The organism is Haloarchaeobius iranensis, assembly GCF_900103505.1.
GTDB lineage: Archaea > Halobacteriota > Halobacteria > Halobacteriales > Natrialbaceae > Haloarchaeobius > Haloarchaeobius iranensis.
This window is the reverse complement of record NZ_FNIA01000016.1, coordinates 38,728-62,119: the sequence shown is the minus strand read 5'-3', so window position 1 is coordinate 62,119 and position 23,392 is coordinate 38,728. Positions and strand designations below refer to the sequence as shown.

The window sequence follows — 23,392 nt, the reverse complement described above, 5'->3', positions numbered from 1 at the left end:
AATAGTTACCGGAATTCCGAACCGAGTGAACTTCCAGGCGCGCCCGTTCCCGGCGACGCCCCGTCAGGAACCCTGCGGTCAGTGCGCGTACTCCAGGACGCCGAGCCAGTCCCGCAGCGCCGGGTGGTCGAACCACGCGACGCGGTCGTCCTGCCACCGTTCCGGAGCGGTGAGGGAGAACGCGTCCGTCGCCGCGTCGAGGTCGCTCGTCTCCACGAGGACGCCACAGGGAGCCGGCCCGAACGCCGCGAGGCGGTCGGTGAGGCGGTCACCATCGGGTTCGGCGAGCGCGACACCGCCCCCGGCGAATCGGTGGATCCTCGCACCGAGACGGTCCGAGTTGACGGTCTCCGGCCGCGGCACGCCGAACAGCCGGTCGAAGGACCGGGTCAGGCCGGTCGCGTCGTCGGTCAGCACGACGACCTCGGCGATGCCATCCAGCGGCGAGTCGACGAGTTCGGGGTCCGGCGAGACCCGGTACCGGCGCGGGGTGCGGTCCTCGATGAGGAACGGGAGCGTCGCGCCGAGTGAGCCCCCGAGCATCGCCGTCTCCCACTCGACTGCCACACCGTCGGGGCGCTCGCGCCCGTCGCGGTCCGGTCCCGCGACGCGCAGACCAGCGTCGAGCGCACGGGACAGCGCCGCCCGGAGGTCGTCGACCTCGACGCACCAGGCCGCCGGGCCCGCGTCGGCCGCGATGAACGCCGGCCAGCGCGAGGGCGTCGCGTCGCCGGTGTTCGTGATGAGTTCCAGGTAGCTGCCGTCGGGGAAGCCGACGATGCTCATCTCGGTCGTGCCGTCGGCGTGCTCACCGCCGTCGGTGGTCGGCAGGCCGACGGCGTCGCACGCCGCCACGCCAGCCTCGCGGTCCGCCCAGGCGCTCGCGACGTGGTCGATTCGGATATCCATGCAGGCACCGCGGCCGCAAGCGAGAAAAGCGTTCGTGGCGGGTCAGTCCAGGCCGAGGAACTCCTCGGCGTTCTCCCAGAGGATCTTGCGCTGGACCTCCTCGGGGAAGTCGAGCTCGGCGAACTGGTGGAGCCACTTCTGGGGGTCGAGCATCGGGTAGTCGGTGCCGAACATCACCTTGTCCTTCAGCAGCGTCTTCGCGTAGTGCAGCACCTGATCGTCGATGTACGCCGGCATCCAGCCCGAGAGGTCCATGTAGACGTTGCCCTTCTGCTGGCAGATGGCGAGCTGTTCCTTCTCCCACGGGAACGCCGGATGGGCGATGAGTATCTGCAGGTCGGGGTGCTCGGCGGCCACGTCGTCGAGCAGCATCGGGTCGCCGTACTTGATCTTCAGGCCGCGGCCACCGGGCGCGCAGGCACCCAGCGTCGAGTTGCCGCCGTGGAAGACGCAGGGGACGCCGAGGTCCTCGATGGTGTCCCACAGCTCGTCGTGTGCGGGGTCGCTCGGGTCGAAGCCCTGCGCTATCTGCTGGAACTTGAAGCCGACGAGGTCGAGGTCCTCGACGCAGCGACGCGCCTCCTCGACACAGTCGTCCTTCAGGGGGTCGACGCTCCCGAAGCCGACGAAGAAGTCGTCGTGATCGTCGCGAACCTCGGCGACGTACTCGTTCGGCACCGGCGGGTTGCCGGTGTTCGTCTCGGCGTCCCAGCCGAGCAGCACCGCCCTGTCGATGCCGACCGCACGGTACTCCTCGACCATCTCCTCGTAGGAGTTCGGCACCATCTCCTTGCCGAAGCGCTCCGCGGCGTCCTGCATCATCTCGCCGCCGGCGTCGAAGAGGAACTCCTCGGTCGGCTGGTGTGCGTGCGTGTCGATGATTCGGGGGTCGTCGGGGTCCACGACGCTCGGCAGGCTCATACTCACTCCTGCAACGGGCAGGCGAAAAAGCGTTCGTGTTTCCCCCGGCTCAGAGCGGTTCGAGCAGCTCCAGGACGTGGCCGTCGGGGTCCTCCACGAACGCGATACGGATGCCGAGTTCGTCGAGCGTCTCCGGGCCGCGGTGGATGCGCTCGTCCGCGAGCCCGGCGACCGCCGCGTCGACGTCGTCCACCGAGAGCCCGAGGTGGCCGCCGTCCGTCGGCTCGACCGGGCCGTCGGCCTCGACGAGCTGGATGGCGGCGTCGTCGTCGATGCCGACGAACGTGTCCGAGACGAGGTCGCTCTCCTCGAACCGTTCGAGCGGTTCGTAGCCGAACACGTCGGTGTAGAACGCGAGGGACTCGTCGAGGTTCGAGACGCGGATCGCCGCGTGGTCCATGGTCATACGTCCCCGTTCGGGCCCAGTCCCCAATAGCTGTCCCCCGTCTCAGGGATGGCCCGGCTCGTCGCCGTAGTGGTCGCGGCGGGTAGACCGACCTGGCACAATTATTTTTATACGCTGAAGGAGAAAAATAACCGTGTCTACTCACAGGGCCGAATACGAGACCCAGCGTAGGACAATGGAACGCGCGGTGGACCGTGGGAGCGTCGAACCCGCAACTGCAGAGGCAATTGCGAAGCTATGTGACGCACTCGACGAGACAGTGGGCGATGTTCCGTGCCCCGAAGGGGAACCGCACCGGTCCGTGAAGACGTTGGATATGTACACCCGCCGTCTCAGGCTGATTGCCCAGCGGTACTCCGGCGATATCCTCGACACGACGGCGGCAGAACTGAACACCGAGATGCGGACGTGGCTGAACGGCACGCACCCGGACGTGGACGACGACGGGCTCAGTGTGAACACTGTCAGCAACTATCAGTCGCCCTTGCGTATCTTCTTTCGATACCACGACCACCTCGGTGTCACACCCGAGGACATCGAAATCGAGACGCCGTCGGCAGCGACACTCGACCCCGGGGAGATGCTCACCGATTCGGAGATCAGACGGGTCAGAGATGCCGTCACCAACCCACTCGAGCGGGTCGTATTCGAGTTCTTGCTCCACACTGGGATGCGGAACACAGCGACCCGGATGCTGACCGTGGGAGGTGTCGACCTTCGGTCGGGGACGTTCGAACTCAACGTCGATTCCGATGGTCTCAAGGGAGCCCAAGAGCGGGGCGAGACCCGGCCGCTGCTAGGGGCGGAGCCGATAGTGAGGGAGTGGCTCACTGTCCATCCTGCCGCTGACGACCCGGACGCGTACCTGTTCACGAACAGGCCCGGGTCGGGCTACGCGACCCCCGACAAACCGCTGTCACACACGAAACTGGGTAAGTTACTTTCCGGACTCAGGGACCGTGCCGGAATCGCGAAGCCACTCCACCCTCACGCACTCCGACACAACTTCGTGACGAGGGCCAAGCGGGATCATCGTGTCGAGGACGACGTCATCAAGTATCTCATCGGCCATCGACGGGATTCGACGGTTATGGAACGGACGTACCAGCACATTTCGCCGAAGGAGTATCTGACGACTGCGAGCGGCGGATCGGCCGGTCAACGGGGATTCACGCCGAAGGAGTGTTTCGAATGTGGTGCGGGCCTCTGCCCTCGGCAGGAGCTCTGTCCCGACTGTGGGACAGTGTACAGCCCAGGTGGTGGTGCGTGGTTTCGCTCGGCGGCGGACGAGAATCGAAGCGCCCTGGTGGCGTTTGCACGGCAACTTCTCGACGACGAGCTGCTCGAAAGCGTCCCGCCAAGTATCCGGTCGGAACTAGCCGAGAAACTGTAACTCGGGCGCTTCACAGACCGATTTCAGGGAAGCCCCATCTCCTCCCGTTCGTCCTCGGTGTAGTAATCACGCTTCCGCCACATGAACTTCATGTCTCCCTGCAGGAGTATCTCGTCGTCCTGGTTGCGCGTGTCGGCGTCGATGACCACGAGGCCGGCGTCCTCGCGCGACCCGAACTCCTTCTTCTCCGTGACCTCGAACTCGGCGGAGATGGTGTCGCCGATGGTCAGCGGGTTCGGTACGTCCATGTAGTTCATGCCGAGGAAGGCGATGACGGTGCGTTCGACGAAGCCACAGCGCTGGACCATCCCCGTCGTGAGGATGAACGTCATCGGGCCGTGACCGATGCGCTCGCCGAACGGGCCGTCCTCGCTGTACTCGGCGTTCGTGTGTAGCTCGGTCCAGTCGTCGGCGAACATCGAGTGGAACACGAAGTCCGACTCGGTGACCGTGCGTCCCGCGCTCTCGAAGGTCTTCCCGACCTCCATGTCCTCGAAGTAGTGTGGCTCGTAACTGTAGGCCATGCCGGTGGGTTCGGAGGGGGTGTAAGTAATGATTGCCCTCCGACTGCGGTCACTGTCGTCGGTCCGCGGGACGGGTCCCTCGACGACCGCTCAGTACTGCGCTTCCTCGTACGTCTCGGTGCTGGAGCCGGTGGTCGCGGTGGTCCGTGCCTTGCGGAAGTCGTCCTCCCAGACCGCGTGGGCGATGAGGCCGCCGAGGGCACACGCACCAATGGTGTAGAGGCCGGCGAGTATCAGGCCGATGACTCCGATAAACATGATGAAGATGAACCCCTCGGCGCTCCCGGATAGAAGCCCGAGGAAGCCGAAAGCGAACAGAGCCAGCAAGGAGGGGAGAAAGAGGATTCCCCCGGCGGCCGCCCCGACCTTCACGTTCTCCATCTGCGTCTCCCCCTTCTGTAGGTACGCAGCGACCACCCCGCCGAGGACTGTCGAGAACGGGATGAACCCGAGCACGAACGCAGCGATGGCGCCGATGAGCGCGTTGATCCAGAAGCCGTTCTCGTGACTGCTGTCGTCGAAGTTGAGTGCCATACGAACTAAATCATCAGATGGACATATAAACTTACGCTCTAGATGGGTTCTGAATGCCTGAGGGAGCCAATTTCGGAGATTTAGAGGATCGGCGAGGAGAATTATATCAAAATGACAACTACTCTGCGTAGTCACCCCCCGAGGAACCGCTGGCGGACCTCCTCGTCGGCGAGCAGTTCGTCGCCGGGGCCTTCGAAGCTGTTCTCCCCGTTGACGAGGACGTAGCCGCGGTCGCAGCGCCGGAGCGCCTCCGTGGCGTTCTGCTCGACCATGAGCACGGCCGTCCCGGCGTCGTTGATCTCGTCGATGCGGTCGAACATCTCGTCGACGAGGTCGGGCGCGAGCCCGGCCGATGGCTCGTCCAGCAGCAGCAGTTCGGGGTCGAGCATGAGCGCCGCCCCCATCGCGAGCATCTGCTGTTGCCCGCCGGACATCGTGCCGGCGCGCTGGCGCTGGCGCTCCTCGAGGATGGGGAACCGGTCGAACACGTCCGCGAGGCGGTCCTGTGGTACGTCGTCGAAGATGTACGCGCCCATCTCCAGGTTCTCGCGGACGGTCATCCGGGGGAACAGGTTCTCCGTCTGCGGGACGTAGGCGATGCCCTCGCGGATTATCTCCTGGGTGCCCAGCTCGTGGATGGGCGTCCCTTCGAAGTGGACGGTGCCACCCATGTGCGTCGTCAGGCCGAAGACCGTCTTCATCGCGGTCGACTTGCCGGCACCGTTCGGCCCGACGATGGTGACGTACTCGCCGTCGGCGATCTGCATGTCCACGTCGGTCAGGATCTGGAGGTCCCCGTAGCCCGCGTCGACGGTCTCGAGTTCGAGCAGGCTCATATCTCCTCACCCAGGTAGGCGTCGATGACGCGCTGGTCGCTCCTGACAGCCGAGGGTGGCCCCTCGGTGAGCTTCTGCCCCTGATGCATGACGACGACGTGGTCGCAGTGCTCCATGATGAGTTCGATGTCGTGTTCGACGAACAGGAACGTCTGTCCCTGCGATTCGAGCTCGTGGATGCGCTCCAGGATCTTCCGCTCGAGCGTCGGGTTGACGCCGGCCAGCGGCTCGTCGAGCAGCACCATCTCGGGCTCGGTCAGCAGCACGCGGGCGAGCTCGAGCAGCTTGCGCTGGCCGCCCGACAGGGAGCCGGCGGGCTCGTCGAGCAGGTGGTCCAGCTCGAAGAACGCCGCCATCTCGGCGGCTTCGCGGCGGCTCCGGCGCTCGTCCTCGGCGAACTGGCCGCCGCGGAGCCAGGCCCGGCCGAGCTTCTCGCCGGACTGGCCGCCCGGCGCGAGCAGCAGGTTCTCGCGGACGGTCATGTTCTCCAGCTCCCGGGGAATCTGGAACGTGCGGACGAGTCCCTCGCGGACGATGCTCGGGGTCCGGTTGCCGGTCACGTCGTCCCCCTGGAACTCGACGGTGCCGCCGTCGGGTGCCAGGTAGCCGGTGATGCAGTTGAAGAACGTCGTCTTCCCGGCACCGTTCGGTCCGATGAGGCCGGTGATGCCCTGGTCGACGGTGAGGTCGACACCGTCGAGGGCGGTGATGCCCCCGAAGGTCTTCTCCAGTCCCGACACCGAGAGGATCGGGTCGTCAGTCATCGGCGTCACCTCCGGGCGCGGCCGCGGTGTCGTCACGGCTCGGCGCGGGTTCGTCCCCCGGCAGCCGGATGTCGTAGTCCTGCTCGCCGAGGATCCCCTCCGGCCGGTAGTAGAGGATGACGATGAGGAGCACGCCGATGAAGATGAGCCGCGCGGCGGCCAGTTTCACGGCGTACTCCGACGGGAAGTAGTCGTTGAGGAACTGCGTCCCGCTGTTGATGGCCCAGAACACCGCGGTCCCGAGCACGACCCCGGCGTTGTTCGCGGTCCCGCCGATGATGACCGACGCGAACGCGAAGAACGTGATCATCGCGCCGAACTGGTCGGGGCTGATGAAGCCGAGGTGGATGGTGTAGAGCGAGCCGGCCGCGCCCGCGAGCGCGGAGCCGAACAGGAGCGCCTGTATCTTGTAGCGGAACGTCTCCTTGCCGAGCGCCCGCGGCACGTCCTCGTCGTCGCGGACCGCGCGCAGCACGCGACCGTACGGGCTGTTGATGGTGCGCTGGCACCACCAGTAGCCGCCGGCGAGGAACGCGAGCGAGAGCAGCATGAAGAACCGGTCGTAGTCGAGTCCGCCGTTCGGCCCCGCGACGGGGTCGAACAGGAACATCACGTTCGTCTGGAGCGTGACGGTCGGGTTCGACGCGGCCAGCAGCGGCTGGAGGAAGTACCAGGCCGCCGCTGCCAGCGCGACCACGAGCGCGAGCGTGCGCTCCGGCTCGATCGAACGCCGGACCGCCTCGCGGAGGACGGCCACGCCGGCGACGGCGAGGCCGACGCCGACGAACAGCAGCGGGCCGCCCTGGGTGAGCGCGCCGATAGAACCACCGAGGACGAGGACGCTGGCGAGACCGAGCGCTGCGCCCGTGGTGTCCACGTCCTTCACGTAGCTGCCGACGCGGTAGCCGGCGTACGCGATGACGAGCACGCTCAGGCCGCCGAACACGACGAGGTTCAGGATGAACGAGCCGAGTCCGAGCGGGAACGCGGCCGACGCGGGCTGATGGACGGTCCGGATGCCGAACGGGCCGTTGAACAGCCACGTCTCGTTCCGGACGACCTCGTTCAGGATGGTCGCGATGCCGAGCGCCGTGATGGCGAGGTAGTCCTCGCGAAGGCGCAGGGTGGGCACGCCGACCAGCAGCGAGACGAGCGCTGCGGCGACCATGCCGCCGGCCACGCCGAGCAGCCAGCCGAGGACATCGCCGCCGGGCACGACGGCGAGCAGTTCGGGGAGCGCGTACCCACCGAGGCCGTCGTAGCCGGTCACCTGCGCTGGCATCGTGAGGACGGCGGTGACGTAGCCGCCGATCATGAAGTAGGCCACGTGGCCGAAGTCGATCAGCCCCGTGAAGCCGAACTTGAGGTTCAGCCCGAGCGCGAACAGCCCGTAGATGGCGACGAACGTGAGGAGCGAGACGGCGAAGTCCGCTAACGCCATCAGACATCACCCCACAGGCCATCGGGCTTGACGAGCAGGACCCCGATGAGCACGATGAAGGCGATCGCCGTCCGATACGTCGCCAGTCCCGACGGGAGAAGGTACACCCCGACGTCCATGCTGATGCCGATGAGTATCGCCCCGGCGGCGGCCCCGTAGGGCGACCGGATGCCCCCGAGGATGACCGCCGCGAAGACGGGCAACAGCAGCGTGAAGCCCATGTTCGGGTTGACGTTCGAGGCGCTCCAGCCGGCGAGGACGCCCGCGAGCGCGGTCAGCAGGCCCGCGATGACCCAGACGACGAGCTGGATGCGGTCGACGTCGACGCCACGCACCTCCGCGAGGTCCATGTTGTCGGCGGTCGCGCGCATCCCCTTGCCGAGTCTGGTCGCCTTCAGCACGAGGTTGAGCAGGAACATCGCGACGGCCACGACGACCACGATGGCGATGTCCTTGTAGCTCGTCCCGATGCGGGTCGACCAGAGCGCGTCGGTGCCCTGCGGGTCGAACCGGAGCGCGTAGGCGAGTGCGAGCAGCGTCGCGACCCCGCCGAGCACCCCGAGCACGCGGGGAGAGACGAGGTGGACGGTTCGGAAGTCCGCGTCCGTGGACCGCCAGCGGTAGACGCCGTATCCCACGGCCGCTGCCGCAGCGAGGATGCCGAGCAGGAGCCAAACCGGGTAGCCCCACTCCCCGAGCAGGGCGATGTCGCCGGCCTGCCGCTGGGTGCGCTGGACGGTGAGGCCGGAGCCGGTGAGGTAGAGGTCCCAGTTCACGTCGCGCACCACCGCCGTCTCGTAGCTGATGTTGCGCGAGCCGGCGACGAACAGCACCAGGTTGCGCAGGACGAGCGCGAGCCCGAGCGAGACGATGACCATCGTGATGAGGTCCGCCTCCTTGGACCGGAACCGCCGGAAGATGGCCAGTTCGTACAGCGCGCCGAACGCGGCCGCCGCGACGAGCGCGAACGCACCCGCCACGACGAGCGAGACCGCGCCGCCCGGCAACCCCGGCAGGAGCGAGATCTCGTCCGGCCGGTTCACGACGAGTGCGAAGTACGCCCCGATAGTTATCATGTCGCCGTGGGCGAAGTTCGGCACCTCCGCGATGGAGTACACCAGCGAGAGGCCGATGGCACCGGCAGCGATGATGCTCCCGGTGACCAGCCCCTGGGCCAGCGCGTCGAGGAGCCCGGTGTCTACCACGCGATGCTCACCCCCTGCGTCCCACGGACCTGTCGCGACCCGCGGGACCGTCCGTTCCGTCTCATGACTGCCTCCGTATCGTGTAGTACGTCGCGACCGCGGCGACGGCGTTCAGTCCGCCGAGGACCAGGAACGCGCCGCCGTAGCTCCCCGTCGTCTCCCGGATTGTGCCCGTGACCGGCGGGAGGACGAGCGCGGCGACGTTGCCCGCCGCGACGATGGTCGCGATGGCGGTCCCCTCCGCGTCCGTCGCGCCGGCCGCGAGGTTGTACACCGCCCCGAACGGCACCGAGACGGCGAGCATGACGACGAAGGGGAGGACGACGAGCGCGGCCGTGCTCCCGGTCGCGGCCATCGCGCCGAAACCCAGCCCGGCGGCGGCGGTGCTCCCGGCGATGAGCCGCCGGTCCGAGAGCGCGAGTCGCCACGAGGTCTCCCCGCCGACGATGCGCCCTGCCGTCGCCGACCCGAGCACGACCACGTTCAGCCGCGCCACCACGCCGAGGTCCGCGAAGTACGCCGTCACGAACGTCGAGAGCGTGATGTACGAGCCGATGATGGCGACGTAGCAGGTCGCTGCAAGCACGACGACCGGGTGCAGCACGACGCCACCCCGCTCCGTCGTCGTCGCCGTGGGTGCCGTCCGCCGGTCCGAGAGGTTCGCGCCGGCGACCGCGATAGCCGGGAGTGACAGCAGCGCACCCGGCGCGTGCAGCGACAGCCACCCGTACTCCCGCACAAGGGTCGGGGCGAGCAGGAAGCCGAGCATCCCGCCCAGCGTGAGCAGGCCGCCGTAGACGCCCTGCTGTCTGGTCGCGTCCGCACCCTCGGAGAGCCGCGAGATGTGCGTCGCGCCGACGGTGAGCAACAGCCCGCCCGTCAGCCCCCACAGGCCGCGCAGCGCGAGCACGACGGGGAACGACGCTCTGAGGTCCAGCGACAGCCCCAGCGCGAGGTGTGCGAGGCCGCCTGCGAACAGCACCCGGGTCGTCGTGTACCGACCGACCCACCGCGAGGCCGGGCGCTGGACGACGACGAACGCCAGCAGCGGCGCGCTCATCAGCAGCCCGAACGACGAGAGGCCGATGTCGAGGCGCGCCGTCAGCAGCGACGGGAGCGCCGCGTAGGCGAAGACGACGTAGCCCACGCTCGTGACCAGCACGTGCGGGACGTACCGGAGCGGGTCGCGGTGCATCAGTCATCGTCTCCCTCCGCGTCGTCGGTCGGCTCGTACGGTTCGCCGGCGGCCGCCTCGACGCCTGCAGCCGCACCGGCAGCCACGTCGACACCGTACGCCGCCCGGGCAGCGGCCCGCGACACCTTCCCGTGGCGCACGTCGCGCCGGACGGCCTCGGGGTCACGGTCGGCAGGGTCGCCGTAGCCGCCGGCCCCAGGCGTCCGGATGCGCACCGTCGAACCCGGGGGGAGCTCGTGCGTCGATTTCTGCGGGAGACGGCGCGTCTCGCCGTCGGCGGTCTCCAACTCGGCCGCGCCCGACTCGCCCGGCTCGCCACCCTCCAGCCCGTACGGCTGGTGGGTGTGGCGGTCCGCGAGCAGGCTGAAGTGTGCCTCGTGGTCCCGGACCTGGATGTCCCGCCGGATGCCCAGCCCGCCCCGGAACTCGCCGGGACCGCCGGAGTCCTGCCGGAGCTCGTACCGACGTACGCGCAGCGGGTACGCCGTCTCCAGCACCTCGACGGGCGTGTTCATCGTGTTCGACATGTGGACGTGGACGCCGTCCATCCCGTCCGTGCCGACCCGGCCGCCGAAACCACCGCCCTGCGTCTCGTAGAACGCATACGGCGTGTCCGTCCGGGGGTCGGTGCCGCCGAAGGTGATGTTGTTCATCGTGCCCTGGCCGGCCGCGGTGACGCGTTCGGGTGCCTGTTGGGCGAACGCCCCCAGCACGACGTCGGTGACGCGCTGGGAGGTCTCCAGATTCCCGCCGACGACCGCCGCCGGCGGCTCCGGGTTGACGATGCTGCCTTCGGGCGCTTTCACCTCGATGGGCCGGTAGCAGCCGTGGTTCGGCGGGATGTCGGGGTCGGTCACGCAGCGCACCGAGTAGTACGTCGCCGACGCGGTGACCGCGAGCACGGCGTTGACCGGGCCCTCGGTCTGGTCGGCGGTGCCCTCGAAGTCGACGGTGACGCTGTCGCCGTCGACGGTGACGGCCGCCTGGATGCGCAGGTCCTCGTTGCCGAGGCCGTCGTCGTCGAGCACGTCGCTGAACTCGTAGGTGCCGTCCGCCAGTTCGTCGATCTCGGCGCGCATCCGGGCCTCGGAGTACTCCTGGATCTCGTCGAGCGCCTCGGTCAGGGTCTCGAGCCCGTACTTCTCGACGAGTTCGAGGAACCGACGCTTGCCGGTCTGGTTCGCGGCCTCCTGCGCGCGGAGGTCGCCGCGGCGCTCGTCCGGCGTCCGGACGTTCGAGAGCACCATGTCGAACACCGACTCGTTCGGCTCGCCGCCCTCGAACAGCTTCACGGGCGGGATGCGCAGCCCTTCCTGGTATATTTCGGTGGAGTCGGCTGCGACACTGCCCGCCCGCGCCCCGCCGACGTCGGCGTGGTGGGCGCGGTTCGCCGCGAACGCGACGAGCTCGGTGTCGCCGTCGGCTGTCTCGTGAAACACCGGCGTCACGAGCGTGAGGTCGGGCAGGTGCGCCCCGCCGTAGAACGGGTCGTTGAGCAGGATGGCGTCCCCCGGCGAGAGCGTCTCCGGCGGGAACCGGTCGATGGCCGCCGCGACGGAGAACGGCATCGCGCCGAGGTGGACCGGCATGTTCTCGGCCTGGCTTATCATCTCGCCCTCGGCGTCGAACAGCGCGCAGGAGCAGTCACGGCGCTCCTTGATGTTCGGCGAGTAGCCCGTCCGGATGAGGTTCGCGTTCATCTCCTCGCAGACGGCGATACAGGCGTTCCTGATGACCTCGAGTGTGACCGAATCTGTCATGCGTTCACCTCCACGAGCAGCGTGCCGTACTCGTCCACGCTGGCGGCCTGGTCGGGGTGGACGACGACCGTGCTCTCCGTGCCCTCGACGATGGCCGGGCCGTCGAAGCCCGTGCCGGTCGGCAGCAGCCGCCGGTCGTAGATGCGCGTCTCGTGGGTCCGGCCGTCGTACACCACGTCCCGCGTCTCGCGGACCGCGTCGTCGACGGTGCCCTCGACGGGTTCGGGGTGCAGGTCGGGCGTGTCGACGACCCCGCGTGCCCGGAGGCGTACGGTGACGAGCTCGACCGGCTCGTCCTCGTAGGCGTGGCCGTAGCGCTGGCGGTGCCGGTCGTGGAACCGCTCGACGACGGTCTCGAGGGTGTCCTCGTCGACCTCGCCGCCCGGAACCGGCACCGTGAGCTCGAACGACTGCCCGGCGTAGCGCAGGTCGACCGAGCGCTCGAACTGCAGGCTGTCTGCGGTCCCGCCCTCCGTGTCGAGCCGGTCGCTGCCACGCTCGCGGAACGTCGTGAAGCTCTCGGCGAGGGTGCGGGGCTCCACGTCGGTCCACGGGCGGACCTTCGAGGTGGAGTAGTCGTACAGCACGTCGCTGATGAGCAGGCCGAGCGCCGAGAGGACCCCCGCAGTCCGGGGGATGACGACGCGCGGCACCTCCAGCTCGCGCGCCAGCTTGCAGGCGTGCAGCGGGCCCGCGCCGCCGAAGGCGACGAGGCCGAAGTCGCGCGGGTCGTAGCCCCGCTCGACGGAGACGACCCGGAGCGCCCGGGCCATGTTCGCGTTCGCCACGTCGAGGATGCCCTGTGCCGCCTCGGCGACGCCCATGTCGAGCTCGTCGGCGACGTGGTCGCGGACCGCCTGCCGGACGGCGTCGTCCGGCGATGGCCCATCGAGGAACCGCGAGGGGTCGATGCGGCCGAGCATGGCGTGCGCGTCGGTGATGGTGGGCCGTTCGCCGCCCCGGCCGTAACAGACCGGGCCAGGCTCGGCGCCCGCGGATCGCGGGCCCACGCGGAGCGCGTCCCCGGCATCGGTCCAGGCGATGGAGCCGCCGCCCGCCCCGACGGTGTGGATGTCGATCATCGGAACCGAGACGGGGTAGTCGCCGACCTCGACGTCGGTCGTGACGAGCGGATCGCCGCCCTCGACGAGCGACACGTCGCAGGAGGTGCCGCCCATGTCCATCGTGATGCAGTCCTCGATGCCCGCGAGCCCGGCGACGTACGTCGCGCCCTGGACGCCCGCGGCGGGGCCCGAGAGCAGCGTGTTCACCGGCCGGTCGCGCGCCGCGTCGGCGGTGATGATGCCGCCGTTCGACTGCATTATCTTCACGTCAGTCCCGACGCCCTCCTCGGCGACGCGCGTCTCCAGCCGGCCGATGTAGCTGTCCATCACCGGCTTGAGCGCGGCGTTCAGCCCCGTTGTCAGCGTGCGCTCGTACTCCCGGATCTCGGGGAGTACGCGCGAGGAGAGCGAGAACGAGGCGTCGACGCCCTGGGCCCGAAGCAGCTCCTTCACGCGCTGCTCGTGCGCGTCGTTCTCGAACGAGTAGAGCAAACTGACGGCGACGCTGTCGACGTCGGCGAGCTCGCTCGCGAGCGCCTCGACAGACGCCTCGTCGAGCGGCTCGACGACCTCGCCGCGCTCGTCGAGGCGCTCCACGACCTCGTAGCGGCGGTCGCGCTCGACCACCGGGGTCGGCTTCTCCGCGTCGAAGTCGTAGATGTCCGGTCGGGCCTGCCGGCCGATCTCGAGCACGTCGCGGAACCCCGCGGTCGTCACGAGCGCGGTGTCGGCCCACTCGCCCTCGAGGACGGCGTTCGTCGCCACGGTCGTCCCGTGGCCGAAGAAGCCGATGTCCTCCGGGTCGATGCCGTACCGGGCAGCGACTCCCTCGAGCCCGTCCATGACGCCCCGTTCGGAGTCCGAGGGCGTCGACGGCGTCTTGTGGACGCGGACTGCACCGTCCGCGATGGTCACGAGGTCCGTGAACGTGCCGCCGATGTCGACGCCGATGCGGGCGTCCTCGTTCACGTGCACCTCACCTCTGCTCCTCGCCTGCGTTTCCGTCGTGCTGTTACAGCGTGCATGTGTATCGAAAATGGGGGATGACAGCCTGTCTGCTCAGACCAGCTCGTCGGCCGGGATGACCTCCTGGTCCTGGAACTCGCCGTCGACGACCTCGACGACGACCATGTCGCTTGCCACGTCGCCGTTGTCGTCGTAGTTCACGTTGCCGCTCGGCCCGCTGTAGTCGATCTCGGACCCGTCGTCGAGCGCGGCGACCGCGTCGCCGAACTCGGCGTAGCTGTACGTGTCACCCGGCGGGTTCGACACCGTCCGCATCTCCTCCTTGACGGCCGCGGAGTCGGTCGTGCCCGCCGCGTGGACGGCGAGGCAGTACGACACGAGCGCGTCGTAGGAGTTCCACGAGTACGGCGAGAACACGTCGGTGTCGGGGTAGGCGCTCTCGTAGTCGCTGACGAACGAGTCCGTGGCGCCCCCAGTCGGCGGTTGCGTCCGGACGCCGTACATCCCGTCGATGATGTCGGCACCGACGTTGCTGATGACGTCCTCCGACAGCATGCTGGTGTGTAGCACCCAGTTGCCGCCGTAGCCGCCCTCGTTCCACTGGCTGAGCATCGTCGTCCCGGACTCGGGGTAGCCCGCGAACGCGACGAACTCGGGGTCGTCGCTGAACGCCTCCGAGAGGATCTGGTCGTAGCTGGACTGTCCTGAAGAGTAACCGACCGTCGCCGTCGTCGTGCCCTCGAAGGTCGCCTCGAACGTGTCGGCGAGCGCCTGCCCGAAGTCGTTGTTCACGTAGATGACGGCCGCGCTGTCCGCCTGCTCCTGGATGATGCGGGCCATCACCTTCGCGACGAACCGGTCGTTCGTCCGGGTGCGGAACACGTAGTCGTCGTCGTCCAGCGTCGAGATGCTCGGCGACGACGACGCCGACGTGATGTGCAGCACCTCGTTCGGGATGGTCACCGACTGCGCGATGCTGATGGTGACGCCCGAGGAGACCGCACCGATGACGCCGGAGACGCCGTCGGTCTCCACGAGCTTGTTCGCCGCGTTGACGCCCTGTGTGGGGTCGGTGCCGGTGTCCTCGTCGACGATCTCGACCTCGCGCCCGAGGGGGCCACCGGCCGCGTTGATGTCCTCGACGGCCATCTGCATGGCGTTGAGCATCGGCTCACCGAAGTCGCTGAGGTCGCCCGAGAACGGGATCGCCGTCCCCACCTGGATGGGGTCGGACGAGCCACCACCGCCGCCCCCGCCGCCATCGTCGTCACCGTCGGTCTGGTCGCCACCGTCGTCGGTCTCACCTTGCAGTTCGCCCTGGTTCAGACACCCGGCGAGGCCCGCCGCACCGACCGCCCCACCCAGGCGCAGGAACCGCCGCCGCCGCAGCCTGTCCGCGAACGTGTCATCCTGTGCCATGACGAAAGGTACCAGTCGATGAACCCGCTTATAGCCTGTTGTTACCGAGTAACACGTCTCTTCCCCCCGATACGCGGACGTATGAAGACGTATGAAGCGTTCATACTCGCCGGGTGACAGGACCCGGGCGACCCAGAGCCTGCTGTCAGCCGTCGTCGAGTGGGTGCTCGGTCATCATGACCTTCGTGTACCCCTCCTCGATCTCGATGTCGAACGGGAGGCGGACCGCGCTGCGCTCGATGAACCGGGTCATGAACCAGCGGATCTCCTCCGAGGGGAACACCACGTGGTAGCGGTTCTCGTCGCTGCGACGGACCGAGAGGAAGCCACAGAGCGAGAGCCACTCCAGCATCTCGTCGAGGCTGTCGAACTCGTCCTCGTACTCCCGTGCGTGGTACGCCGACACCTCGTCGGCCGCCTCGAGGAACTCCTCGGCCCGGTTCCCCTCCTCGTCGGAGACAAAGTCGAGGAAGCAGTGCAGGAAGTCGACGTCCAGCAGCACGTGCTCCCCGCCCGAGAGCATCTTGTGGTAGTCCTCCAGTTTCTCGCTCGCGTCTGTCGTCGCCGCCTGGAAGTTCGCCGCGTAGAACGTCAGCGCCCGCCGGACGAGTTCGCTCTGGCCCTGGCCGGTGCGCTTGGTGACGTCCGCGAGCGCCTCCTGAGCGTCCTCGTCGAGCGAGACAGTGATCCGCGAGTTGCTCATGGTCCGTAGAGAGGGGGAACGGGCTTGTATCTCACGGCGTTCACCCGCCCCGCGGACGAGACGCCGCCGGTCACTCCCCAAGCCTCAGGCGAGGACGGCGGCGGCGCCGGCGAACAGCGACGCCCCGAACCCGGGGACGGCGAGAGCGCCAGTTCCGGTGACCAGTGCTGCCCCGGCGAACAGCAGCGTCACGACCCCTGCGGCGCCACCGAACAGGAAGACACGCCAGGACGAGACCGCGTGTAGCCCGCTCAGGTGCCCGAGGAAGGCGAGGCCGACCAGCGCCGGCCCGAGCGAGAGCAGGAGGACGGTCCCCACCAACTGCACCCTCGAACTGAGAGCCACGAGGAACACGAACGCGAGGAGTGGGATGCCGATGAGGATGCCCTTCGCGTACTGCTCCGGTCCCTCGAACATACCCGGTGCTATCAGCCACGGTACAAGAGAGTTCCCGTTGGAACCGCCGCTTTCCCCGACCTATATGCGCTCCGCCGTCCGACTCCCGCTATGCGAGATGCGTACGTCGTCGGGGCCGGGCAGTCGGACTTCGGCTCGTTCCCCGACGAGAGCTACCGGTCGCTGTTCGAGACGGCCTTCGACGCGGCCGTCGACAGCGTCGCGGGGAGTATCGACACCGACAACTTCGACGAGGCCGTGGTGGGAACGCTCGGCGTCGGCGGCCGTCAGCTCGGGCTCTCCGGGCCGGCGGTCACCGAGCACGTCGGGCTCCACGGCGTGCCGACGACGCGAGTGGAGAACGCCTGTGCCGCGTCGGGCTACGCGGTCCGGCAGGCCGTCCAGGCGGTCAAGTCCGGGATGGCCGACGTGGTGCTCGCGGGCGGCGTCGAGGTGATGACCGACGCCTCCGGTGACGCGACGAAGTACTGGCTCGGCGTCAGCGGCGAGACGGAGTGGGAGCGACTCTCCGGCACGACGTTCGCCGGGGTCTACGCCCAGATGGCAAGCGCGCACATGGCCGAGTACGGCACCACGCGCGAGCAGCTCTCCCACGTCGCCGTGAAGAACCACGCCCACGGTGCGGACAACCCCCACGCCCATCTCGGGTTCACCTGCTCGCTGGAGGACGCGATGGACGCGCCGGTCGTCGCGGACCCGCTGAACCTCTATCACTGCTGCCCGACGACCGACGGCGCGGCGGCGGCCATCGTCGTCAGCGAGGATGTCGTCGACCAGTACGCCGACGAGGCCCTGCGCGTGGCCGGCGTGGGCGCGGCGTCGGACCGCGTCGGGCTGTTCCAGCGCGACTCCTACGTGAACGTCCCCGCATCCGCCGAAGCGGCCGCCACAGCCTACGAGATGGCCGGCTTCGGTCCGGAGTCGCTGGACTTCGCGGAGGTCCACGACTGCTTCGCCATCGCGGAGCTGATGGCCTACGAGGACCTCGGCCTCTGCGAACCGGGCGAGTCCGGCGCGTTCGTCACCGACGGCCGGAGCGACTACGGCGGCGAGGTCGTCGTCAACACCTCCGGCGGCCTCAAGTCCAAGGGACACCCCATCGGCGCGACCGGTGCGGGGCAGGTCGTCGAGGCGTTCAAGCAGCTCACCGGGCAGGCTGGCGAGCGACAGGTCGAGGGCGCAACTCGCGGACTAACACACAATGTCGGCGGGAGCGGCGGGGCGGCCGTCGTTCACGCGTTCGAGCGCGAGGAGGTCGGAGCATGACCGGGAACTCCATCCGCGCCGTCGGGGCGTACGCACCGCGCTTCCGCATCACCGCCGAGGCGTTCGAGGAGGCGTGGGGCCAGTTCCACGCGTCGGGCATCGAAGAGAAGGCGGTCCCGGGAGCCGACGAGGACGCCCTCACGATGGCGGCCGCGGCCGCGAAGCGCGCGCTCGCCACCGACGGGAGCGACGGTGACGAGGTCTCGCACCTCGCCTTCGCCTCGACCACCCCGCCGCTCGCCGAGGCGGACCTGACGAGTCGGCTCGGCGCGGCACTCGGCGTGCCGGAGACGGCGACCCGCCGGTTCCACGGTGGGAGTACTCGGGCCGGTACCTCGGCACTCGCCGACGCCGTGGCGGCCGACCTCGACGACGGGCTCGCCCTCGTGGTCGCCGCGGACTGTCCGAAGGGGCACCTCGACGACGCGGTCGACCACGCGGCCGGGGCCGGGGCGGTGGCGTTCGTCCTCGGCGGCGACGGGGCGGCGACGGTGGCCGACAGCGCCGAGTACGCGACGCCGTACCCCGGTACCCGGTTCCGGCAAGCGGGGACCGACCGCACCGAGGGCCTCGACGTGACGACGTACGACCGGACGGCGTTCCGCGAGGTCGTCACGGGCGCTGTCGACGCGCTCGACGCCGACCCGGAGCCGGACGCGGTCGCCATCCAGGCCGCCGACGGCAAGCGCCCGTACCGCGTCGCCGGCGCGCTCGGCGTCGACAACGCGGCCATCTACGAGGTCGCGACGGTGCAGGAGCTCGGCGACACCGGGGCGGCCAGCGCGCCGCTCTCGCTCGCCCGAGCGCTCGCGGCGGGCGTGGAGACCACGCTCGTCGTCGGCGTCGGTTCGGGTGCCGGTGCGGACGCGCTCGTCGTCGTGCACGACGACGAGGAGGGCGTCGCGGCGGACCTCGCCCTCGACGGCGGTGCGAACCTCTCCTACGCCGAGTACCTCCGCCAGCGCGGCGAGGTCACCTCCGGCCCCCCGGACGGCGGCGGCGCGTACGTCTCCGTCCCGTCCTGGAAGCGCTCGATTCCGCAGCGCTACCGGCTCGAGGCCGGCCGCTGTCTGTCCTGTGACGCGCTGAACTTCCCGCCGGCCGGTGCCTGCGAGTCCTGCAACGGGCGCGAGGGCACGGAGCCGGTCGAGCTCCCGGGGACCGGCACTGTCGAGGCGGTGACGACCATCTCGCAGGGGGGCGCACCGCCGGAGTTCGCGGAGCAGCAGTCCAAGTCCGGTGACTTCGCCGTCGCGGTCGTCGCGCTCGACGGTCCGGACGGCGGCAGCGTGAGTGTCCCTGTGCAGGTGACCGACGCGGACCCGGGCTCGGTGGGTGTCGGCGACGCCGTGACAGCCGAGTTCCGCCGCATCTACACGCAGGAGGGCGTCACGCGATACGGCTGCAAGGTCACGCCCGCGGAGTGACCGGCGGCGGCCCCTTACTCGCCCGACGGGACGAACGCGATGCAGGCGACTGCGGTCGTGAGGTGCATGAACGCGAGCGCGCCGACACCAGCGGCCGTCGCGGTGTCGTCGGCCAGCAGGATGCCGATGTCGGGGAGGAACGACAGGACGAGCACGGCCCACGCGAGCCGGGTGAACGTCCGGGTCGGCGCGTCGACGCGTGATTCGAGCAGCCGGTAGACGACGGTTGCTCCGAGGACACCGACCACGGTCAGGAGTACGACCGGGGGGTACGAGAGCGCCATGAGGTCGGGCGCGAGGTCGGCGGAGATAGCCAGGTTCACGATGGCGAGGTTTCCGAGGAGGGCCGTCACGATGGCGACCACCGCCCGTGCGGGCAGGCCGTAGCCAGCGACGGGCTGGCGCAGGCGTTCGAGCGTCGTCGTGCGTTGGCTCATACCGGTGCAGACGACGCCCACGACCTTCAAGCTAGGACTGAAGTGGCACACCCCGCCGGAACGGACAACGCTTACTTGCCGGGCAATCACGGTCCCAGATATGAAGGTCTGTGTACTCGGTGCGGGGACCATGGGGAACGGAATCGCGCAGGTCACGGCGATGGCCGGCCACGACGTGACGATGCGCGACATCGAACAGGAGTTCGTCGAGGACGGTCTGGCGACCATCGAGTCGAACCTCCAGGGCGGCGTCGACCGTGACAAGGTCACCCCGGAGGAGATGGAGGCCACACTGGCGCGCATCGACACCGCGGTCGAGCTCGAACCGGCCGTCGCGGGTGCCGACCTCGTCGTCGAGGCGGTCCCCGAGCAGATGGACCTGAAGAAGGACACGTTCGCGGGCGTCGAGGCGGCCGTCGACGAGGACACCGTCATCGCGACGAACACCTCCTCGCTGTCCATCACGGAGATCGCCAGTGCGCTCGACCACGACGACCGCGCGGTCGGACTGCACTTCTTCAACCCGGTCCACCTGATGCAGCTGGTCGAGGTCGTCGTCCCCGAGCAGTCGAGCGAGGAGACGGTCGCCTTCGCCGAGGAGTTCGTCGAGGGAATCGACCGGACGGCCGTCACGGTCCGTGATTCGGCGGGGTTCGCCTCGTCGCGGCTGGGCGTCACGCTCGGTGTCGAGGCCGTCCGGATGCTCGAGGAGGGCGTCGCCTCGCCGCGGGACATCGACGCCGCGATGGAGCTGGGCTACAACCACCCGATGGGACCCATCGAGCTGGGGGACATCGTCGGGCTGGACGTCCGGCTGGACATCCTCGAGTACCTGCGCGAGGAGCTCGGCGAACGGTTCAAGCCGCCGCAGCTGCTCAAGCAGAAGGTCCGGGCGGGCAAGCTCGGCAAGAAGACCGGCGAGGGCTTCTACGTCTGGGAGGACGGCGAGATCGTCGGCACCTCCGGCGACTGGGGTGACGGTGAATGAGCGGTGACGAAGCGGCGGACGACGACGGCGGGACCGTGGACGCGGAGGCGGCGGCAGCCGACTGCGAACTGGTTCGTGTCGCGGTCGGCGACGCGGCCGAGGGTGTGGCGACGGTCACGCTCGACCGGCCGGACGCCCGCAACGCGCTGAACGCGCAGCTCCGCCGCGAGCTGAAGGACGTTCTCGACGCGGTCGAGGCCGACGACGACGTGCGCGTGGTCGTCCTCACCGGCTCGGACGAGTCCAGCGCGTTCGTCGCCGGCGCGGACGTGACGGAGCTGCGCGAGCGCGACGCCCTCGAACAGCGCGAGGCGTCGAAGCGACCCCGCGTCTACGAGTACGTCGACGACCTGGAGAAGCCCGTCGTCGCCCGCATCAACGGCCACTGCCTCGGCGGCGGCTCCGAACTCGCACTCGGCTGTGACGTGCGCATCGCGCAGTACGGGGCCAAGTTCGGCCAGCCCGAGATCAACCTCGGTATCATGCCCGGCGGGGGCGCGACACAGCGACTCCCCCGGCTCGTCGGCGAGGGGCAGGCGATGCGGCTGGTGCTCTCGGGCGAGCTCATCGACGCCGAGGAGGCCGACGACATCGGCCTCGTCGACGAAGTGTACGAGCCGGAAGACCTCGACGAGCGCGTCTACGACCTCGCGGGAAAGATGGCGTCCAAGTCGCCGGTGGCGCTCGAACACGCCAAGAAGGCGGTGAAGGCGGCGTCGCGGATGGAACTCGAGGCTGGCATCGAGTACGAGGCGGAACTGTTCGCGCTGCTGTTCGCGGGGGAGGACAAGAACGAGGGCATCGACGCCTTCTTCGAGGACCGCGAGCCTGAGTGGTCCGGGTAGGCGGTGTCGTCCCCGGGTTTTCCGTTCAACCGATTGACGAGTACCGACACAATAGGGTTGTGGCCGCAGTTTCCGTTGGAGATGGTGTCGGTATAGCTGCCCCGAAAGCATCCATACAGAGTTCTGAGGGATATGTTCTGTCAAATTCACGTTGAACCTATCCTTTTCGCGTTGTTACCATCCACGTTCGTGATTTTTATATTACATTCTTTATTTACGGTTGCCCTGCGTCCGGCGTACTGATGAGACGAGCCCCTTGGGAAGGGGGAGCGTCGAAACACAGGGAAAGGCAAGATGTATCGGGCGACCGAACGAGCGAAGCGACCGGGCGTGGACAGTCGTCGGTGCTGGCCGTCGCACTGCTCATCGGATTCGTGGTCCTGGGTATGTTATCGGTCGCGCTCGTGGGCAGCGTCACGCTCGACCGAGCGGAGGACAACGCGCAGAACCAGCGCGTCGAACTCGCGTTCGTCGAGTTCAGCCAGTCGGTCACGTCTGTCGCCTTCGGCCAGGGGACGACGGAGCGGGTCGCGTTCGACATCCGCGCGAACGACGCGGCCGTCCGTCACGACGAGACCGGGAGCATCCGGGTCTACACGGACGAGGCGCTGATCGCGAACCGCACCATCGGGTCCGTCGAGTACACCCGGGAGGACGACACACTCGCCTACCAGGCCGGTGGCGTGTGGCGTGGGACCGGGGCGGACGCCACCATGGTGTCGCCACCGCCGTTCGACTACGACGACGGGTCGTTGAACGCCTGGATTCCGATCGTGACGGGTGAGCGGACGCTCACCAGCAGCGCCATCGACCTTCGGCGGAACGGCTCGGGCGTGGCACTGGACCGCCAGTCGGTCGTCCAGGGCCAGCTCGTCACCGTCGAGATCCAGAGCAAGTACTACGGCGGCTGGGCCGACTACCTCCGCCAGCAGACCAGCGACGCCAGCATCACGGTCGACCACGCGAACGAGACGGTCGTCATGCGCCTCGGTGAGCCGGCCATCGACAGCACGTTCTCGCAGGGCGTGTTCGCGACCAGCGGCGACATCCAGTTCGACGGCGGCAACTCGGAGATCGACGGGAACGTCTCCGCGGCCGGGAACGTCTCCGACCACAGCAGGGTCACCGGCAACGTCACCGAGGGCGCGACGAACGACCTCCGCATCATCGACGACGTCATCGAGAAGAAGGTCCGTGACGCGGAGAACGACTCGACGACGCCGATCATGCATCCCGAGTACGGCGGTGCGTTCCTCAGCGGTGGGGCGACGTACTACGACGACGACGGCTTCGTCCTCGAGAGCGGTGAGGACCTCACGGTGGACCTGAGCGCGGGGAACGTCACGATGATCGTCGACGGGAACATCTCGCTCCAGGGCGGCGACATCGAGGTCGTCAACGGGGGCGGCAGCCGGGCCTTCCGCATCTACTCGACCGGGAACTTCGGGATGGGGAACAGCGAGGCCGGCGTCGACGGCGAGTCCCAGTACTTCCAGGTGTACGGCACCTCGGAGATGCAGATCGCCATCACCGGCGGGAGCAAGGCCGACCTGTACGGGACCATCTACGCCCCCCGGAACGAGGCTGTCCTCGAGGACAGCGAACCCAACGCGGCGGCAGAACCGTTCGGGACCGGGAGCAAGTGCGAGGGCTGGGACACCTGCGTCGTCGCGGGCAACAGCGAGGTGTCGGGTGCCATCATCGCCGGCCCGACCATCGTCGGGCAGAGCACCGATATCGAGTACGACCAGGACCTCGTGGACATCCAGCCGTCGCTCCAGCTCGACCACGGCCTCTACCCGCCGCCGATCACGTACCTGCACCTCTCAGTGTACGATATCACGGTGTCACAGGCGGGCTCGAACAGCTCCATCGCCGCACCGCCTGCCGCCGTGTCCCCGGTAGCCGCGGAACCGCTGGCGAGAGCCGCCTGAGCGCTCGACCACTCCGTCTCCGACACGTCGCCGAACCG

Annotated in this window: 22 protein-coding genes; 6 read left to right on the top strand and 16 right to left on the bottom strand. The window is 68.6% G+C overall.

All coding sequences use genetic code 11. From position 1 onward, the window contains the following. Nucleotides 1-78: 78 nt before the first annotated feature. From BLT27_RS13660 to BLT27_RS13650, 3 genes are read right to left on the bottom strand one after another with little or no spacing between them, the layout of a single operon-like run. Entirely contained in the window at nucleotides 79-909 is an 831-nt protein-coding gene (locus BLT27_RS13660) for a VOC family protein (RefSeq protein WP_089734823.1), read from the bottom strand. Between the two features lie 42 nt (nucleotides 910-951). After that, a complete protein-coding gene (locus tag BLT27_RS13655; RefSeq protein ID WP_089734821.1) occupies nucleotides 952-1,830 on the bottom strand; it encodes an amidohydrolase family protein in 879 nt (292 codons plus the stop codon). Nucleotides 1,831-1,879: 49 nt separating this feature from the next. Continuing rightward, nucleotides 1,880-2,236: a VOC family protein gene (locus BLT27_RS13650; RefSeq protein WP_089734818.1), complete on the bottom strand. Its 357-nt coding sequence runs from the start codon at nucleotides 2,234-2,236 to the stop codon at nucleotides 1,880-1,882. 175 nt (nucleotides 2,237-2,411) lie between these two features. On the opposite strand from BLT27_RS13650, the gene BLT27_RS13645 reads away from it, so the two are divergent. Beyond that, nucleotides 2,412-3,629, top strand: coding sequence for a tyrosine-type recombinase/integrase (locus tag BLT27_RS13645; RefSeq protein WP_139172342.1), 1,218 nt, complete (start codon nucleotides 2,412-2,414; stop codon nucleotides 3,627-3,629). A 23-nt stretch (nucleotides 3,630-3,652) separates the two neighbouring features. On the opposite strand, the gene BLT27_RS13640 is transcribed toward BLT27_RS13645, so the two are convergent. The 12 genes from BLT27_RS13640 to BLT27_RS13585 form a co-directional block, all read right to left on the bottom strand. Beyond that, on the bottom strand, nucleotides 3,653-4,153 hold the full coding sequence (locus BLT27_RS13640) for a MaoC/PaaZ C-terminal domain-containing protein (protein ID WP_089734814.1): 501 nt from the start codon (nucleotides 4,151-4,153) through the stop codon (nucleotides 3,653-3,655). 90 nt (nucleotides 4,154-4,243) lie between these two features. Further along, nucleotides 4,244-4,687, bottom strand: coding sequence for a DUF5518 domain-containing protein (locus BLT27_RS13635; protein WP_089734813.1), 444 nt, complete (start codon nucleotides 4,685-4,687; stop codon nucleotides 4,244-4,246). 131 nt (nucleotides 4,688-4,818) lie between these two features. Continuing rightward, a complete protein-coding gene (locus tag BLT27_RS13630) occupies nucleotides 4,819-5,523 on the bottom strand; it encodes an ABC transporter ATP-binding protein (RefSeq protein WP_089734811.1) in 705 nt (234 codons plus the stop codon). After that, nucleotides 5,520-6,287, bottom strand: a complete 768-nt coding sequence (locus BLT27_RS13625) for an ABC transporter ATP-binding protein (RefSeq protein WP_089734866.1) — start codon at nucleotides 6,285-6,287, stop codon at nucleotides 5,520-5,522. Before BLT27_RS13625 ends, BLT27_RS13630 begins: the two co-directional genes overlap by 4 nt. Continuing rightward, a complete protein-coding gene (locus BLT27_RS13620; RefSeq protein WP_089734809.1) occupies nucleotides 6,280-7,728 on the bottom strand; it encodes a branched-chain amino acid ABC transporter permease in 1,449 nt (482 codons plus the stop codon). Before BLT27_RS13620 ends, BLT27_RS13625 begins: the two co-directional genes overlap by 8 nt. Next, on the bottom strand, nucleotides 7,728-8,933 hold the full coding sequence (locus BLT27_RS13615) for a branched-chain amino acid ABC transporter permease (RefSeq protein ID WP_089734807.1): 1,206 nt from the start codon (nucleotides 8,931-8,933) through the stop codon (nucleotides 7,728-7,730). Before BLT27_RS13615 ends, BLT27_RS13620 begins: the two co-directional genes overlap by 1 nt. Before the next feature lie 61 nt (nucleotides 8,934-8,994). Beyond that, nucleotides 8,995-10,128 (bottom strand): MFS transporter, encoded by a 1,134-nt coding sequence (locus BLT27_RS13610; RefSeq protein ID WP_089734806.1) that lies wholly within the window; start codon nucleotides 10,126-10,128, stop codon nucleotides 8,995-8,997. Next, on the bottom strand, nucleotides 10,128-11,888 hold the full coding sequence (locus tag BLT27_RS13605; protein ID WP_089734804.1) for a hydantoinase B/oxoprolinase family protein: 1,761 nt from the start codon (nucleotides 11,886-11,888) through the stop codon (nucleotides 10,128-10,130). The genes BLT27_RS13610 and BLT27_RS13605 overlap by 1 nt, the downstream gene beginning before the upstream one ends. Further along, nucleotides 11,885-13,921, bottom strand: coding sequence for a hydantoinase/oxoprolinase family protein (locus BLT27_RS13600; protein ID WP_089734865.1), 2,037 nt, complete (start codon nucleotides 13,919-13,921; stop codon nucleotides 11,885-11,887). Before BLT27_RS13600 ends, BLT27_RS13605 begins: the two co-directional genes overlap by 4 nt. A gap of 90 nt (nucleotides 13,922-14,011) precedes the next feature. After that, nucleotides 14,012-15,337, bottom strand: coding sequence for an ABC transporter substrate-binding protein (locus BLT27_RS13595; RefSeq protein ID WP_089734803.1), 1,326 nt, complete (start codon nucleotides 15,335-15,337; stop codon nucleotides 14,012-14,014). 145 nt (nucleotides 15,338-15,482) lie between these two features. Continuing rightward, nucleotides 15,483-16,040 carry a ribbon-helix-helix protein, CopG family gene (locus tag BLT27_RS13590; protein ID WP_089734801.1) on the bottom strand — a complete coding sequence of 186 codons (558 nt, stop codon included), beginning with the start codon at nucleotides 16,038-16,040 and terminating at the stop codon, nucleotides 15,483-15,485. An 84-nt stretch (nucleotides 16,041-16,124) separates the two neighbouring features. Then, nucleotides 16,125-16,457: a hypothetical protein gene (locus BLT27_RS13585; RefSeq protein WP_089734799.1), complete on the bottom strand. Its 333-nt coding sequence runs from the start codon at nucleotides 16,455-16,457 to the stop codon at nucleotides 16,125-16,127. A gap of 90 nt (nucleotides 16,458-16,547) precedes the next feature. Here BLT27_RS13585 and BLT27_RS13580 point away from each other — a divergent pair, with 90 nt between their 5' ends. Continuing rightward, nucleotides 16,548-17,723 (top strand): thiolase C-terminal domain-containing protein, encoded by a 1,176-nt coding sequence (locus BLT27_RS13580; RefSeq protein ID WP_089734797.1) that lies wholly within the window; start codon nucleotides 16,548-16,550, stop codon nucleotides 17,721-17,723. Then, the gene (locus BLT27_RS13575) at nucleotides 17,720-19,150 is read left to right on the top strand and encodes an OB-fold domain-containing protein (protein ID WP_089734793.1); all 1,431 of its coding nucleotides are present in this window, start codon (nucleotides 17,720-17,722) and stop codon (nucleotides 19,148-19,150) included. Before BLT27_RS13580 ends, BLT27_RS13575 begins: the two co-directional genes overlap by 4 nt. A gap of 14 nt (nucleotides 19,151-19,164) precedes the next feature. Here BLT27_RS13575 and BLT27_RS13570 read toward each other — a convergent pair whose 3' ends face one another. Then, nucleotides 19,165-19,587 (bottom strand): DUF6069 family protein, encoded by a 423-nt coding sequence (locus BLT27_RS13570; RefSeq protein ID WP_089734791.1) that lies wholly within the window; start codon nucleotides 19,585-19,587, stop codon nucleotides 19,165-19,167. 100 nt (nucleotides 19,588-19,687) lie between these two features. Between BLT27_RS13570 and BLT27_RS13565 the strand changes: the two genes are divergently transcribed. The 3 genes from BLT27_RS13565 (at nucleotide 19,688) to BLT27_RS13555 (ending at nucleotide 23,354) form a co-directional block, all read left to right on the top strand. Next, nucleotides 19,688-20,575, top strand: a complete 888-nt coding sequence (locus BLT27_RS13565; protein ID WP_089734789.1) for a 3-hydroxyacyl-CoA dehydrogenase family protein — start codon at nucleotides 19,688-19,690, stop codon at nucleotides 20,573-20,575. Continuing rightward, the gene (locus BLT27_RS13560; RefSeq protein ID WP_089734787.1) at nucleotides 20,572-21,420 is read left to right on the top strand and encodes an enoyl-CoA hydratase/isomerase family protein; all 849 of its coding nucleotides are present in this window, start codon (nucleotides 20,572-20,574) and stop codon (nucleotides 21,418-21,420) included. Before BLT27_RS13565 ends, BLT27_RS13560 begins: the two co-directional genes overlap by 4 nt. A gap of 242 nt (nucleotides 21,421-21,662) precedes the next feature. Beyond that, a complete protein-coding gene (locus tag BLT27_RS13555) occupies nucleotides 21,663-23,354 on the top strand; it encodes a DUF7289 family protein (RefSeq protein ID WP_449267427.1) in 1,692 nt (563 codons plus the stop codon). Nucleotides 23,355-23,392: the final 38 nt, after the last annotated feature.

What these genes read in the sequence shown, in the direction of transcription:
- BLT27_RS13660 (WP_089734823.1), bottom strand. Translation starts at nt 909, where the DNA reads ATGGATATCCGAATCGACCACGTCGCGAGCGCCTGGGCGGACCGCGAG.
- BLT27_RS13655 (WP_089734821.1), bottom strand. Translation starts at nt 1,830, where the DNA reads ATGAGCCTGCCGAGCGTCGTGGACCCCGACGACCCCCGAATCATCGAC.
- BLT27_RS13650 (WP_089734818.1), bottom strand. Translation starts at nt 2,236, where the DNA reads ATGACCATGGACCACGCGGCGATCCGCGTCTCGAACCTCGACGAGTCC.
- BLT27_RS13645 (WP_139172342.1), top strand. Translation starts at nt 2,412, where the DNA reads ATGGAACGCGCGGTGGACCGTGGGAGCGTCGAACCCGCAACTGCAGAG.
- BLT27_RS13640 (WP_089734814.1), bottom strand. Translation starts at nt 4,153, where the DNA reads ATGGCCTACAGTTACGAGCCACACTACTTCGAGGACATGGAGGTCGGG.
- BLT27_RS13635 (WP_089734813.1), bottom strand. Translation starts at nt 4,687, where the DNA reads ATGGCACTCAACTTCGACGACAGCAGTCACGAGAACGGCTTCTGGATC.
- BLT27_RS13630 (WP_089734811.1), bottom strand. Translation starts at nt 5,523, where the DNA reads ATGAGCCTGCTCGAACTCGAGACCGTCGACGCGGGCTACGGGGACCTC.
- BLT27_RS13625 (WP_089734866.1), bottom strand. Translation starts at nt 6,287, where the DNA reads ATGACTGACGACCCGATCCTCTCGGTGTCGGGACTGGAGAAGACCTTC.
- BLT27_RS13620 (WP_089734809.1), bottom strand. Translation starts at nt 7,728, where the DNA reads ATGGCGTTAGCGGACTTCGCCGTCTCGCTCCTCACGTTCGTCGCCATC.
- BLT27_RS13610 (WP_089734806.1), bottom strand. Translation starts at nt 10,128, where the DNA reads ATGCACCGCGACCCGCTCCGGTACGTCCCGCACGTGCTGGTCACGAGC.
- BLT27_RS13605 (WP_089734804.1), bottom strand. Translation starts at nt 11,888, where the DNA reads ATGACAGATTCGGTCACACTCGAGGTCATCAGGAACGCCTGTATCGCC.
- BLT27_RS13595 (WP_089734803.1), bottom strand. Translation starts at nt 15,337, where the DNA reads ATGGCACAGGATGACACGTTCGCGGACAGGCTGCGGCGGCGGCGGTTC.
- BLT27_RS13590 (WP_089734801.1), bottom strand. Translation starts at nt 16,040, where the DNA reads ATGAGCAACTCGCGGATCACTGTCTCGCTCGACGAGGACGCTCAGGAG.
- BLT27_RS13585 (WP_089734799.1), bottom strand. Translation starts at nt 16,457, where the DNA reads ATGTTCGAGGGACCGGAGCAGTACGCGAAGGGCATCCTCATCGGCATC.
- BLT27_RS13580 (WP_089734797.1), top strand. Translation starts at nt 16,548, where the DNA reads ATGCGAGATGCGTACGTCGTCGGGGCCGGGCAGTCGGACTTCGGCTCG.
- BLT27_RS13575 (WP_089734793.1), top strand. Translation starts at nt 17,720, where the DNA reads ATGACCGGGAACTCCATCCGCGCCGTCGGGGCGTACGCACCGCGCTTC.
- BLT27_RS13570 (WP_089734791.1), bottom strand. Translation starts at nt 19,587, where the DNA reads ATGAGCCAACGCACGACGACGCTCGAACGCCTGCGCCAGCCCGTCGCT.
- BLT27_RS13565 (WP_089734789.1), top strand. Translation starts at nt 19,688, where the DNA reads ATGAAGGTCTGTGTACTCGGTGCGGGGACCATGGGGAACGGAATCGCG.
- BLT27_RS13560 (WP_089734787.1), top strand. Translation starts at nt 20,572, where the DNA reads ATGAGCGGTGACGAAGCGGCGGACGACGACGGCGGGACCGTGGACGCG.
- BLT27_RS13555 (WP_449267427.1), top strand. Translation starts at nt 21,663, where the DNA reads ATGAGACGAGCCCCTTGGGAAGGGGGAGCGTCGAAACACAGGGAAAGG.